The 14,618-nt window shown below is 48.3% G+C and carries 12 protein-coding genes; all 12 read right to left on the bottom strand.

The window, feature by feature from the left end; all coding sequences use genetic code 11:
• Nucleotides 1–133: 133 nt before the first annotated feature.
• Nucleotides 134–1,771 carry a nickel ABC transporter substrate-binding protein gene (nikA, locus tag MHB71_RS30990; RefSeq protein WP_340028438.1) on the bottom strand — a complete coding sequence of 546 codons (1,638 nt, stop codon included), beginning with the start codon at nt 1,769–1,771 and terminating at the stop codon, nt 134–136.
• A 217-nt stretch (nt 1,772–1,988) separates the two neighbouring features.
• Entirely contained in the window at nt 1,989–3,290 is a 1,302-nt protein-coding gene (locus tag MHB71_RS30985; RefSeq protein ID WP_340028437.1) for an opine metallophore biosynthesis dehydrogenase, read from the bottom strand.
• A gap of 66 nt (nt 3,291–3,356) precedes the next feature.
• The gene (locus MHB71_RS30980) at nt 3,357–4,151 is read right to left on the bottom strand and encodes an SAM-dependent methyltransferase (protein ID WP_340028436.1); all 795 of its coding nucleotides are present in this window, start codon (nt 4,149–4,151) and stop codon (nt 3,357–3,359) included.
• Between the two features lie 43 nt (nt 4,152–4,194).
• Nucleotides 4,195–5,055: a diaminopimelate epimerase gene (locus MHB71_RS30975; protein WP_340028435.1), complete on the bottom strand. Its 861-nt coding sequence runs from the start codon at nt 5,053–5,055 to the stop codon at nt 4,195–4,197.
• Between the two features lie 332 nt (nt 5,056–5,387).
• The gene (locus MHB71_RS30970; protein ID WP_340028434.1) at nt 5,388–6,614 is read right to left on the bottom strand and encodes an amidohydrolase; all 1,227 of its coding nucleotides are present in this window, start codon (nt 6,612–6,614) and stop codon (nt 5,388–5,390) included.
• 50 nt (nt 6,615–6,664) lie between these two features.
• Nucleotides 6,665–7,726 (bottom strand): LLM class flavin-dependent oxidoreductase, encoded by a 1,062-nt coding sequence (locus MHB71_RS30965; RefSeq protein ID WP_340028433.1) that lies wholly within the window; start codon nt 7,724–7,726, stop codon nt 6,665–6,667.
• Between the two features lie 54 nt (nt 7,727–7,780).
• Nucleotides 7,781–8,653, bottom strand: coding sequence for a LysR family transcriptional regulator (locus tag MHB71_RS30960; RefSeq protein ID WP_076253264.1), 873 nt, complete (start codon nt 8,651–8,653; stop codon nt 7,781–7,783).
• Nucleotides 8,654–8,722: 69 nt separating this feature from the next.
• The gene (gene ssuE, locus MHB71_RS30955) at nt 8,723–9,271 is read right to left on the bottom strand and encodes an NADPH-dependent FMN reductase (protein ID WP_340028432.1); all 549 of its coding nucleotides are present in this window, start codon (nt 9,269–9,271) and stop codon (nt 8,723–8,725) included.
• Between the two features lie 123 nt (nt 9,272–9,394).
• The gene (locus MHB71_RS30950; RefSeq protein ID WP_340028431.1) at nt 9,395–10,312 is read right to left on the bottom strand and encodes an ABC transporter permease; all 918 of its coding nucleotides are present in this window, start codon (nt 10,310–10,312) and stop codon (nt 9,395–9,397) included.
• 60 nt (nt 10,313–10,372) lie between these two features.
• On the bottom strand, nt 10,373–11,305 hold the full coding sequence (locus tag MHB71_RS30945) for an ABC transporter permease (protein ID WP_036605816.1): 933 nt from the start codon (nt 11,303–11,305) through the stop codon (nt 10,373–10,375).
• A gap of 137 nt (nt 11,306–11,442) precedes the next feature.
• The gene (locus tag MHB71_RS30940) at nt 11,443–13,086 is read right to left on the bottom strand and encodes an ABC transporter substrate-binding protein (protein ID WP_340028430.1); all 1,644 of its coding nucleotides are present in this window, start codon (nt 13,084–13,086) and stop codon (nt 11,443–11,445) included.
• Between the two features lie 130 nt (nt 13,087–13,216).
• Entirely contained in the window at nt 13,217–14,560 is a 1,344-nt protein-coding gene (locus MHB71_RS30935) for an LLM class flavin-dependent oxidoreductase (protein ID WP_340028429.1), read from the bottom strand.
• Between the last annotated feature and the right edge of the window lie 58 nt (nt 14,561–14,618).

Here is a 14,618-nt window from a genome sequence, read left to right as displayed (position 1 = left end):
TGATTCCTTTTATATAGGGAAAATCCGGGGATAGCGTATGCTTCCGATGTAGCTTTCTTGCAGAAAGCTTGTAGGCGAACGCTCCGCTTCTTCAGGTTCTTTCTGTCCTCTCCGTTTTGTGTAAATGTTTAGTTCAATTTATATATTTAAAATTCATTTTTTCAAATGGCAGTTCATATTGGGTCTGCTTGAATGAGATTCCATTAAGATTCTCGGGAGCGACTACGGTAAGACGTCCGTTGGTAATCGGGATGAAGACTGCTTCATCATGGACAATCTTCATAATGTCGGCATACAGAGATTGGCGTGAAGCCTCATCCGTGGAGACCATAACCGCATCAATTTTTTTGTACAATTCATCTGCTTGGGCAATTCCGCTTGTTGTATGCTTATATGCCGAATCTGATGTAAATGCAGCAATGGTACTCTGTGGATCATAGGCCAGTCCCCAGGTTTGATTAAAGAGCAGATCATATTCCCCGGTAGCTCTCCGATTCGCAATGGAAGTGGACTCTTCGCCCACAATCTCAAGCTGAACACCCAATTCTTTCATGGAATACTGGATCAATTCGGCCTGTATTTTCTGTGAAGACGAGTTGCTGTCATAGTATAGTTTCATGGCCAAAGGCTGACCGTTCTTCGTTCTCACCACTTTACCATCTGCCAATGTCCAGCCAGCTTGCTCCAGAAGATTTTTAGCCATTTCCGGATCATACTCCCGTTTTTTCAGGTCCACCTTGGCGTAATTGACATTGGCTGAAAATAGCGTGTCCGCTACAGTCTGTGTCCCGTTAAAAATATCTTTACTGATCGTTTCCCGATCAATGCCAACCCATAGCGCTTCCCGCACTGCCGTTTCCTGAACTGGACTATTCTCGCGACTGCTATTGGCTACGATCATATTGGTATTCATTGCATCACTTCGGATCACTTGATAATCACCGGATTCAGCCAATTGGTCCATGGCTTCGACATCGATACTATCTGCTCCCCGGTCATCGGTGAACACAAAGTTGATTTCTCCTTTTTGCAATGCCAGGAATGTTGTTTCTCCAGCCGGAAGAACCTTGGATGTGATTTTCTTGATTGCAGGTGCACCACCCCAATAGTCTGCATTAGCTTCAAACGTGGCATTCTCTTCAACTTTATGAGCTGTAAGCTTGTAAGGTCCTGTACCGTGGAAACCACTCACTCCGTCTTTGGTTCCGCCATCCTTGAAATCCTTGGGTGATATGTAGACGTAAGGTCTTGTCATGGACAATTCCACCAGTGCGGGATAATAGGCTTCCGATAGCGTCAGCTCCACCGTGTGCTCATCGATAACTTTTACACTCGTGATTTTGGTAGAAAGCTTGATCCAGGCATGTTTTTCGGCATTCGCCTGTACTGCATCGATATTTTGTTTAACCGCCTCTGCGTTGAACGGCTCTCCATCATGGAATTTCACATCTTGTCGCAGATGAAAAGTATACGTCTTGCCATCCTCGGAGATATCCCATGATTCAGCCAGCAATGGCTTGATCCCGTCAGGCGTGTTTTCCACCAGAGACTCGTATACCATCCCTTGTGCAGGCATGGAGCCAGTATACAGATGGGGGTTCATATCATTAATATCTTTGGCAGAAGCATAGATAAGTTCTGTTTGTACTTGGCTATTGGCAGGCTCCGTTTGGGCGCTCTCTGTCTCTTTTGTGTTCTGAGCGCATCCGGCGAGCAGCGCAATGGCTGACACCAGCAATAATATAGATGTAAAAGTAAGACCCTTTTTCACAACATTTCCTCCTGATAAGCAAATCAAATTCAAACTTTACACAAGACCACTACGTGGTCAGAACAACCTTCTGATCCCTGTTATCCCCAGATTTTTTTGATTCTCTTTTCTAAAGAGAAAATCCGGGGATAAAGGGGAACGCTTCGCTTCTTCAGGTTCTTTCTGCCCCCTCCGTTACTGTGTAAAACAAAATTTAATTTGCATTATTTAAATGTAACTAGGCCCTACTACTTACAAGTCCAGTGCAGATCATGCGGATATCCTCGTCAAAGGATTGGATCGCAAAGGCTTCGGACAAGCGTTGATTCGGGTGTTCATCAGCCACTTCCTGAAGCTTCGCTTCATATCTGGCGATAAATTGATTAATGGTTGGGCAGCTTACATCCAGATGTCTGGCAATGCCCTGAATAATTTTGATGCGGTAGTAATCTTCCTTGGGCATACGGGGGATGTCCAGTTCCCCTTCTCGGTTCATAAACGTTTTGCGGAATGGGACTGCTGAAAAGTCAAAATATTTCCCTTCCGTATCGGGTTCCGAGAAAGGATCAATCAATAAGGAGGTGTACCGTATGTATAATAAATACTCCTGATGAATGACCTGCAGCTGATTGAAATTCTCGATATCCTGGCGTGATATACTCTCTAATCGGACCGGATAGTTGTCATCCGTCATGAATTGAAGCAGGTTCACTCCCTGAATATCAAGTCGGTCCGTAATATTCTTAATCTCCTGCCACTGTGCCCGCATTTCCCGTATCAAAACTTGTGTAATCGGGCCTTCGGGATACATCTTATATACATATCTCTGAGTATCCAATGCTCCAAAGATGGCTTCTAATGAGAAGTCATTCATGAACAAGGGTGGATGCACGTACAACGAAATATTTCTCGTTTCCGCCTCCAGTGGGGATCGCATCACTTCCAGCGCAATACCCAAACGCTCATACACTTGGCATAGCTTACTGACCTGTTCAGACGGGTAACAAGTGGAACCGATATAGACCTTTTTCTTAACCCCTGTAGTAATCACATGATTCGACGGATGTTCGTGCATCCAACGGGTATCTCCGAGGTAGGTAGAGAAACTGATCACTTCCGGCGCTGCATTCCGCTCTCTCATATAATGGGTCACGAGTCGATTCGACCCAAACGTTGGAGAAATCAATATGATACATTTCAGTTGTTTGATGAATTCATCATTCATTTGTTCCAGTACATCGATATACGCATCGGTGGTAACCGCCAAAATGAGTGTATCCCATTCACCATCAATGGTGTCATATCCCTTGAACACATGATCAACGTAATACTCACCTGCGAGCGATTGATGTTTCTCATTTTGAATGCTGACCTGAATACGTTGATTGCTCTCTTCGAGGGCTGAGAATACGGACGCTGAACGAACCGATTGTCTCCCCGTAATGCCTATACAGCAGTTGAGATGATCTTTGAGTGTTACCGCAAGCTGAATGGATGCAGGTCCGGTTCCGAGTATCAGGATTCGCTGAAGATTGCTCATATAAGCCTCCTTAATTCAATGTTCAATCTGTAATCCATTTGGACGCACTTGGATGCACTTGCATACCTATGCTTTTTGATACAACGCAATATCAAACACATCATCCGGGCGCAGGATCGTATCCACCAGCTTCCATTTGCTGCTGTCCGTCTCTCTCATCGGATAATTGAACAAGGACTTCAACTGATCACCGTATCTCATGGCTACAACCACCTGTGCATTCGTCAGGGCATGCAGTTGATCAAGCAGCTCATATTTAGGGGCCACCGTAGAACTGAAAATGATATGGGTTGCTTCCTTGGTATACTCCAGATTCTCCAGCAATGTTGACTCCAAACGAATCTTCAAACCCGTGCCCAGTGTCTCCACCACTTTTCGCCCGAGTGTAATGGACTCTTCATCAATATCGATCCCGACAACCTGTGCACCTGTTCGCTTGGCGATGAGTAATGGTGTCATGGGGAATGAACCGGAGCCTACCAACAATACGTTGGAATCGGAGGTGACATGGAAGCTGCCGAATTCTTTATCGATACACTCTTCTATGTTTTTGAAATAATCGGCAATCTGCACATCCCCGTTCTCTAACTTTAATGCACGATATTTCTCCATGATCGCCACACACTGGGCGGATTTATTTCTTAACTGCCATACAAGCGAATCCAGTTCTTCCAGCTCCGAATGCTCCAACTGTTCCCAGGCTGCCTTATTGTCCTGATCAGTCACAAAGCGGGAATAGTCATTGATCACAGCCTCCAGCTCTGCACTATGCTGAATCGTATGATCATACTTGCTCGCGAGCTTATCGAATTTCTCAGCAAATTCACTCAAACATGTCTGAAAATGGACCAATGTGATCATTTCTTTTCCCCCTATACGTTGTCTCGATCATGTATCATGTACCTCATGCGTTTACAATGCTCCATTCTGCTGGAGCATCTATGAAGGCTTTGCCCTGAGCCACGATGCCAACAGATCCCTCAATCGTAATACTCCCAAGTTCTGCGCCATTCCACTGGGCTACCACTTTGATCGCGCCACCAGGCTGCTTGATGTACTGCGTAATCTGCCTCTGCTGGCTCCATGCGAGATACGCTCCGACGGAGGCCGTACCCGAACCACACCCTCTCTCCCAGATCAGACTATCCAGCTCCGGAACATAGATGAGTGGGGCCATTTCTTCCGAGTGTGATTGATATAACAAGATACCGATCAGCTTATCTCCCAGGGTTAATCCCAGTAATCTTGCAAGGGTCTGTGCCCTCTTCTTCATCGTATCGTCGAAGTCATCGACTTCAATCACGATATGGATGAACTCAGCGTACCGGATGATCACCATATCGAGTTCGATGCCTTCGTACCGGATTGTTCGCTGCTCAATCTGCTTTGGTATCGGCATGGTTACCTGACAGTCATATTCGTTCTGCTGCTTCTTCACATGGCACATGATCAATTGATCGGTTCCGGAAACCTCCAGCATGATGTCCATAGACTCCTGATGTGCCAGTCCTGCTTCAGATGCGTGGTGTGCTGCAAGTGCCATACAGGCATTGCCACAGAACTCTCCTCCGGCCATTTCCAGACGGGCAGCAGCTTCCGGTCTCCTCGTTGGTTCAATGAATCCCACTTGTTCAGCGTAAACGTTATCATACGACATTAGACGAGTTGCAATATGATTGTATTTCTCGGCTGCATGATCCGTTTTAACCAGAATCGTCATGTTTTGGGTGGGACTGAACTTGATAAAATCGATCTCCTGTTTCATCGCAGCGACTACTCCTGTTCTTCTTTTTTATCTAATAGTAATTATTACGATTAAATGTCGAGAAAAATATAGCACATCTTTTTGGGGAGCGTCAACAAATATTTCCATTTAAAAAAATAAAATTTCATAATACCTTTAGCTGCACCTCCTGTAAGAAAACCCAAACAGAGCTGACGCTTCTGCGCCAACCCTAGCCATAACTACACCATCTGATAAGATTCAACGAATCGTCGTTCCTACCTCGCTCTCACTTAAAAAGGGAATACGAAAAACGGTTGCCGCAGAACGGAACCGTTTCGATCTGGATATGATCCCGTGATTCACTGTACTCATCACTCTTGATGTGCTTGCACATTGTACAGTGCTTTCTCAGCCAGTGCAGCCAGAAGATGTGCTCCCAGCGACAGAGCCCGTTCATCCACATCAAAGCCAGGGTGATGCCACTCATGCGGACCAGAGGTGCCCAGGAAGAGGAACAGGCCGGGAACTTCTTTTTGATAAAAAGAGAAGTCCTCACCTGCCGGAGAAGGCAGCGGTCTGATGCTATTCAGCCCAATCTGACTTGCAACTTGCTCCGCCGCAGATGCCAGAGCTTCATCGTTGACCACGGCAGGTGGTCCCTGAATCCAGCGAACCGTAGCCCGTGTGCCATAGGCTGCCGCCACACCGGCGACTACCTGATTGAAACGCTCGCGAATCCGTGCACGCACTTTCTCATCAAAGGTACGCACTGTGCCATCAAGGATCGCTTCATCCGGAATAACGTTCCAGGCTGTGCCACTGTGGAGCTTGGTGACACTGATTACAGCACTCTCCTGTGCTCCCACATTGCGGCTTACGATGGCCTGTAATGCCGTAACAATATGTGCGGCAACCACGATTGGATCAATGCCGGCTTCAGGCACGGCTGCATGGGTGCCTACACCTTCCACTTTGACAACAAAACCGTCTGCTGCTGCCATCAATGCGCCTTCTCGAATGCCCACCGTACCTACCTGGAGATCAGGCTTGTTATGCAAACCAAATACGGCCCGAACATCGGATAATGCGCCGCTCTGGATCACTTGCCGAGCACCCGTTGCTTTTTCCTCCGATGGCTGGAATATCAACCGTACTTTTCCCGGTAGAATGGACTCGCGCTGTTTCAGTAATCGTGCAGCACCAATCAGAATTGCCGTGTGCGCGTCATGTCCGCAAGCGTGCATCTTTCCATCTACTTGGGAGGCAAATTCCAGCTTTGTCTCTTCCTGAATGGGCAGCGCATCAATGTCCGCTCTTAATGCAACAACAGGACCGTCCCCTTGACCCACTTCAGCGACAAGCCCTGTCCGCAGCGCATATTCGTCTGCAATACGGACACCTTCCTCTTCCAGCCAACTGCGAATGGCAGCTGTCGTCTCCTTTTCCTCGCCGGACAATTCCGGGTTACGATGCAGATGTCGCCGAATGGTGATTAAACGTTCCGCGAATTCTTCCGCCCGTTCACCATGAAGTTTATGCTCGGGGCCCTGTACTTGTTGCTCAGAATGCTGCTTGGGCTGTTCCAGATCACTTTTCATCACATGGCCTCCCATTCGTATATATTCACTGCTATATTAACTGCCTAATTCTATCCGATTGCAGCTTCCTGTTCCTTGGATTCCAGTGCAAATTCACTCAGTCCCTGCTCTGCCAGAATCTCACGCAACAATTCGAATGAACGAATTCGCTTGGTAAAGTCCCGTGTAGCTGTAGTCACAATGAACTCTTCCACAGCAAACTCCTGCTGGAACTTCAGCAGTGCCTGACCTACGCTTTCCTTCGTCCCCCGGGTCACACTTGGCTCCAAAATTTCGATTCGATAGGTTTCGTTTGATTGACGGCCGAATTCTTCCGCCTGTTCCACAGAACCAACCGTCAGCACCTTCCCACTCTCCAGATGAATCTTCACCAGCATATGCTCGCTCGCAAGTCCTTCCGCTTCTTCCTCACTCTCGGCCACAATTAACGATATGGCTAGTGCAGCGTAGGGCTCCCGTCCCTGGGAACGATCAAATTGTTCACGATATACACGGATCGCTTGAAGTGCTACCTCTATATTACTGTTAATGAACAGTGAAAAGACATATGGGAGTCCCAGTTCAGCAGCCATGCCTGCACTATCAACACTGGCTCCGAGCACGTACAGCTCCGCTGGAATGTCGGACAAGGGCGAGGCGCTGAGACCTGCAAGTGGATGTGATGGATCTTCAAGCGGCTCATTGTGGATGTATCGTTTCACTTGAACAATTTTCTCCTTCAGAGATGAGGCTTCCTGAATACCTTCCTGCAACGCCTGTGTCGAACGTGGTAACCCGCCTGGTGCACGACCGATTCCCAGGTCAACTCTTCCTGGTCCGAGCGCGGCGAGGATATTGAAATTCTCGGCGACTTTGTATGGACTATAATGCTGGAGCATTACTCCGCCAGACCCCAGCCGAATCCGCTTTGTATGCGCAAGCAAGTGGGAGATGAGTACTTCCGGGGAGGAACCTGCAACATGCCCTGAATCATGGTGCTCCGACACCCAGAATCGATGGAATCCAAGTTGCTCTGCACGCTGTGCCAGCTCAATCGTATGGCGAAAAGCATCCACCGCCGTTTCCCCTTCATAGATGGGAGTCTGATCCAAAATGCCAACACGAATACTCATATTCTTCTCCTCCTTGATTGTGCTGAACCGCTGTTCTTGAATCTTACAAACAATCTATAACTTCCGCAGCAGTTCCCCGAAGGGCTCTGCCAATGGCGAATATTCTTCCTTTAAAGTAACGACGCTGATCTGCAACGATACACCTGCTACCTCATGTACCTGAATGGGGAACAGCTCCTGATTCTGCACTTCCTTCTTCACCGTAAGTCCCGGGAGAAAGGCAATGCCTGCCCCTTGCATAACCAGTTTCTTCGCCGTCTCCGAATTATCGACATGATATGTAATATTCGGCGGATGTTCCAGCGAGTCGAAAGCCCGGTGAATGCGAAGCCAGTCCAGTGAACCACATTCAAAAAAGACCAGTTGCTCATTCCGGATAGCTTCCATGCTGACATGCCCGCTCTCAATGAATGGATGCCCTTTGTACACATAGAGCTGGATCGGATCTTCATAAAAAGCAACCGTACGGATCGCAGGATGCATGACCTTGCGCACAAAAGCAAGATCGATCTCCTGACCAAGCAGTTTGGCAATCAGCTGATCCGTCGTTGCTGTCGTCAATTTGATATTAATTTCGGGGTAAGCTTCCTTGATCTTGGGTAAAAAATCGGGAATGACATAGTTGGATACCGATACTGTACTACCAAGTCGAAGAGCATCCGGTGTTGATCGCCGTTGCTGAATCTTCTGCTTGCCCTTCTGAATCACTTGCAGCACTTGCTGCGCATATGGCAGGAATTTACGGCCTTCCTCTGTCAGCACAATTTGTTTGCCAAGCCGATCAAACAACTTGCAGCCCAGCTCCCTTTCCAGTGACTGAATGCGAGCTGTGACCGAAGGTTGGGACAAGAAGAGTACTTCGGCAGCCTTATTGAAGCTTCCATAATGATTGATATATACAAATGCTTCAATATTCTCGATATTCATGAGCGCCTCCGTATCCACGTCCGCAGACGTTTGATCTTATATTGATTTATCCAATATACTTACTTGGTTTTATGATATCGTAATCCCATTCTTTTCCAGTGTCAATATCAATTCATCCAGTGAGCGATCCAGACGTGTAGTAATATCCGCCGAGAGCACAAATTTCCCATCATCCAGTCGTTCGATTCCCTGATCCACAGCATACACGCCACCCAAGATATGTCTTCCACCAAGGGCTGCCAGAATAGGTTTCAATGCATAATCAATGGCGAGCAGATGAGCTATAGAGCCACCGATAACGAGCGGAAGTGTCAACTTGCCCCGCAACCCTTCTTGCGGAATCAGATCCAGGAACAGCTTGAGCACTCCCGAGTACGATGCCTTGTATACCGGTGTAGCCACAATAACTGCATCCGCCGCTTCCACGACAGCGAGTGCATCACGAATGAATGAGCTGTCAAACCGGGCTTGCACCAGATCCTCAGCGGGCAGGTCCACAACATGAATGACTTCAACAGTGATGCCTGCCTCCGTTAATTTTTGGTTGCTGTAATCCGTCAGACCTGTCAAACGCGAACGTTTGGAAGGTGATCCTGCAATAATGACAACATTTGACATGAATATCTCCTCCTCAAGCGTAAACGGCTGTCGCCGTCCTCTGGTGGCACAGCTACCGTTTCGCAGTGAAATATAAAAATGGATAGGGTGAAACTTATAAATTCTTATATTTTGGAATAGCGGTCAAGCCGCTCCTTTTACTTTGGGGTCCAGCCGATCGCGAATATCGTCTCCAATCAGATTAACCGCCAGTACAAACAACGTGATCGCCAGACCCGGGAACGTACAGATCCACCAGGCAACCGTCAGATAACCTCTACCTTGTGAGAGCAATGCGCCCCAATCCGGTATTTCCTTCAACACCCCAAGTCCCAGAAAACTGAGTCCGGAGCCCGTCAGGATTGATGTCCCTACGCCCAGCGTAGCCATGACCAGCAAGGGTGACAACGAATGTGGCAGTACATGTTTCCAAAAAATACGGGTATTGGAACCGCCCAGTGAACGTGTCGCTGTAATGAAAGGGAGACCTTTGACTGATATGACCTGCCCACGCATCACCCGTGCGTAGCCCGGAATGGAGGAAACCGCAACAGCCAGTGCAATGTTCATCAGTCCTGGCCCAAGAGCAGCTGCAACAGACAATGCTAGGAGCACGCCGGGTACAGCCATCAGAATATCGACAGCCCGCATCGTGACAGTATCAACAATTCCTCCGGCATAACCGGAGATAATACCAAGCGCACTACCGACAATACCGCCCACTAGAACGGAAGCAAATCCAATGAACAGCGAATCCCTGCTTCCATGCACAACCACACTGAAGATATCCCTGCCAAAATAGTCCGTCCCGAACAGATGCGTAGCAGAAGGAGCCTGCAGTATGGCATCCGTCATCATCTGAGTTGGATCATAGGGCGCAATCCAGCCCGGTACAATCGCACATGCCACGGTAAACACCACCACCAGCAATGCTGCATAAAAGAATAATCGGGATACCGCGAATGAGACGCGATAACGCCAAGGGCGGCGATTCCACAGATGGATACGTCCTACACTGCCGGCCCATGCTTTTTTGTCACCAGCCAAAGGTTTCATGCTCATGAGCAACAACTCCTCCTTTCATACTCCGTGTCAGGACACTTCTGACTGTTCTATCCGATATCATGTTCGGACTGCACGCCGAACCCGGGGATCAATGTACGAATACGAGATATCCACCAGCAAATTCAAGACCACATAGATAATTGATGTAAAGAAAACAACGCCTTGCACCACGGGCAGATCCTTAGCCATTAGCGCATCCGCAATAATTCGGCCGATCCCCTGTCTAGAAAAGACGGTCTCCACCACAACGGTTCCCGCGAGCAGATCACCAATCAGCATGCCGATTACCGTTACAGCAGGAATAAGGGCATTACGCAGTGCATGACCATACATGATGGCACGTTCCGAAAGCCCTTTGGCCCGTAACGCCACGATAAACGGTTCATTGATCACTTCCAGCATGCTGTTCCGCACCATCCGTACAATAAATCCTGCACCCACGAGACCCAGCGTAGCTGCGGGAAGAACCAGTGAACTGAATCCGTCGGACCCCATCGCCGGGAACCAGCCAAGCTGTACTGAAAATAACAGGATGAGCAGTATCCCCGTCCAGAAGGTTGGCATAGAAATGCCGAACAGTCCAACCAGCCGAGCAACGAAATCAATCACGCCATTGCGATGAATTGCAGACAATACACCAAGTGTAATTCCAATCGTGATGGCAATGATTGAGCTGAGTGCGGTCAAAGCCAGCGTAGCCGGAAAATGTTCCAGTATTTTCGGCAAAACCGGATCCGAATTGATCATTGATTTACCGAAATCTCCACGCAGCATATCACCGAAATAGTTCGCAAACTGGATGTAAAACGGCTGATCCAGTCCAAGCTGAACCCGCAGATTCTCGATCATCTCCGGGGTAGCCGAGGACGGGTCCAGCATGAGCAGAACCGGATCACCCGGCAGAAGATACATGATGCAGTACACCAGCACCGAAGCTCCGAAAATAACCAGAAGCGATGTTGCGAGTCGTGACAGTATCGTTTGAACCATACCGGGATATCTCCTTCCTGAATCTGGATTGGTCGTTCCTATAGTGCGTGTTCAAAATGACCAGTTTTCATATTCGATGCTGATCATGCCATTAGGCATGACTCGTAATCAAAAGTGGACTTTTTGAACAACCTCTGTTAGGGCTGAATGCGGACGTCGTTAAAGAGTGGATACCCCAGTGAATCAAACTTGATGCCTTCGACCTTTTTGGATGCAGCGACGGTATACGGGAATACATAGATCGGCAGAATTACCGCTTGCTCAATCAGGTATTGCTGGATTTGATTGTAGATCTGAACACGTTTATCAGGATCCGTCTCGACCGCTCCCTGCTCCAGCAATTCATCGATCTTTGGATCAGACAAACCGGACAATGTCGGGCGCTCGCCCTCTGCACTCGTATGATAGAAAGCGTACAAGGCATTAGGATCAGAATTGACCTGACTGTTGCCATAGAGATCATAATCCCAGTTCTGATAGATGACCGTTGCTACGTCTTTTGTAATCTCGACTTCAACAGCAATGCCAACCTGTTTCAACTGTTGCTGGATAATGGCGGCAATGTCATTGCGTTTCTCCCGATTGGGCGAACCATCGACATAACGCAGGATCAGTTTCTGGCCGTCTTTGGCACGAATACCGTCAGCGCCTTTCACCCAGCCTTGTTCATCGAGCAGCTGATTGGCTTTGTTGATGTCCGGGTTAATGCTACCTTCCAGCGATGCATCATAACCCAGGATTCCAGGAGACAGTGCGGACCATGCACGTTCGTAGTTGCCCAGATACAATGTTTTGACAATCGATTCCACATCTACAGCGGATTGTACCGCCTGCCTTACTTTCACATCATCCCAAGGCGCTTTGCGCAGATTGAAAAAGAGTGTGTATGGCAACCCAACCGTATTGGCCTGCAACAATTGCTGGTTCGGATCGTTTTTCAAAGCAGCAATATTTTGCGGGGGAACCGTCTCGGCAGCGAGTACCTGACTACTCTGAACACTTCCGATACGCGTCGCTTCTTCCGGTACAATCTTGAATGTGATCGTATCCACATGGGGCGCGGCTTTATTTTCAACCGTCTCAGGTCCCCAGTTGTAATCCTTGTTTTTGGCAACGACGATATCCGCATTTTCATCCCATTTTACAAAGGTATACGGACCTGTTCCCACCGGATTTTTACCCAGCTGGTCACCATATTTTTGAGCAGCTGTTGGGGATACGATCCCCAGAAGCGCCTGGCTTAAGTTGCCGAGAAAGGCTTGCGATGGTGATTCCAGATTTACCTTGATGGTATATTCATCAATGACTTCGGAGGAGCTATACGGTCTAATCAGGGCCAGAGAATTGGCAGCTTTGGTGGCCGGATCAATCACCCGGTCCAGATTGTATTTCACGGCTTCCGCATTAAAAGGTGTACCATCATGGAACTTCACGCCTTCACGCAGCTTGAACGTATAACTCTTGCCGTCCTCGGATACGCTCCATTCCGTGGCGAGCCAAGGTTTGATGGAACCATCAGGCAGCTGCACGACCAGATTGTCGTAGATCGTTCGGATGGCACGTACTGTTACGGCAAGCCCACTGCGATGAGGGTCAAGCGTATCCGGTGAAGTCGCGAGTGCAAAAGTCAGGTTGCCTCCTTCAGCTTGCCCGGCCTGATCCCCGCCCGAAGCCTGTGCTGCACCGTTCGTGCTGCCTCCCGCCGCTCCACAACCGGATAATACCATCACCAATACTGCTGCCAATGCCATATATTTCATCCATGAGATAGACCTGTTCATATCGCTTCCCCCTCTGTGTATACAGGTGTCATTAAATTGATGTTTATACCAATACTCTATATATCCCATGAGTTAAGTTGGTTTTAAAGCAGTACGAAACGTAGTGTAAAGTGAATAGCGTTCATCTCAGTTATGCCAAATCAGATACAACTTGCTTCTTCGCAGCCGTATAACGGTTAACCGGAATCTGTACCCCAAGATTCCCCCGCAATGTATTGTGTTCATAGTCCGTACGATACAGACCGCGTTCTTGCAGAATTGGAACAACCAGTTCCACAAAATCAGACAATCCACTTGGCAGCTCAGAAGCAATAATGAAACCATCTGCTGCTTCCGTCTCAAACCATTCCTGAATCTTGTCAGCGACCTGCTCTGGTGTGCCCAGGAATTTGCTGCGTGGTGTTGCTGCCCGCAGAGCCACTTCACGCAAGGTCAATCCTTGCTCTTTGGCATCCTTCTTGATCTTGTCAGTTCCACTGCGGAAGCTGTTGCTTCCAATGCCATTCAGCTCCGGGAACGGTTCATCCAGCGGATATTGGGAAAAATCATGGTGTTCGAAGAAACGTCCCAGATAATCCAGCGCTTTATCAATGGTAACCAGACTTGCGATCTCCTGATATTTCTGTTCAGCTTCCTCTTCCGTCCGTCCAACAATAGGATTGATGCCTGGCAGAATAACAATATCCTGTGCAGAACGTCCATAGGAAGCCGCTCGTGTTTTCACATCCTTATAAAATGCCTGTGCATCTTCAATCGTATCGTGTCCGGTAAAGACAGCATCCGCTTCTTGCGCCGCCAGCGTTTTGCCATCTTCCGATGAACCTGCCTGGAAAATCACCGGCTGTCCTTGCCGTGAACGGGCAATATTGAGCGGACCTTGTACGGAGAAAAACTCTCCTTCATGATTAAGCGTGTGCAGCTTGGATGGATCGAAGAATACACCGCTCTCTTTGTCTCTCACAAAGGCATCATCTTCCCAAGAGTCCCACAACCCTTTGGTTACCTGTAAATATTCCGCGGCAATGCGATAACGTTCCGGATGCGAAGGGTGACTGCTCTTGCTATAGTTCTTCGCTGTACCTTCCAGCGGAGAAGTCACGACGTTCCAGCCTGCACGGCCATCACTGATCTGATCGAGGGAACCGAACTGTCTGGCTACGGTGAACGGATCACTATAGGATGTCGAGAGGGTGCCTACCAGTCCAATATGTGAAGTAACGGCAGCCAAAGCGGAGAGGATACTGATTGGTTCGAAGCGATTGAGGAAATGCGGAATGGATTTCTCGGTAATATACAGACCGTCTGCGATAAAGACCAGATCGAACTTGCCTTCCTCCGCTTTCAGTGCCTGACGTTTGTAGAATCCAAAGTTAACGCTGGCATCCGACAGAACCTCCGGGTGTCTCCATGTGGTGTTGCTTCCTCCAACCCCATGAATAATGGCTCCAAATTTCAAACTGCGTTTCGCTGTCATATGCACTCCGCCTTCCTTGGATTAGAATCTTCAAAAGAATGATCAAGGGCCAACTGAA

The organism is Paenibacillus sp. FSL H7-0940 (genome assembly GCF_037979415.1).
GTDB classification, from domain to species: Bacteria; Bacillota; Bacilli; order Paenibacillales; family Paenibacillaceae; genus Paenibacillus; species Paenibacillus amylolyticus.
This window is presented reverse-complemented; position numbering and strand designations above follow the sequence as displayed.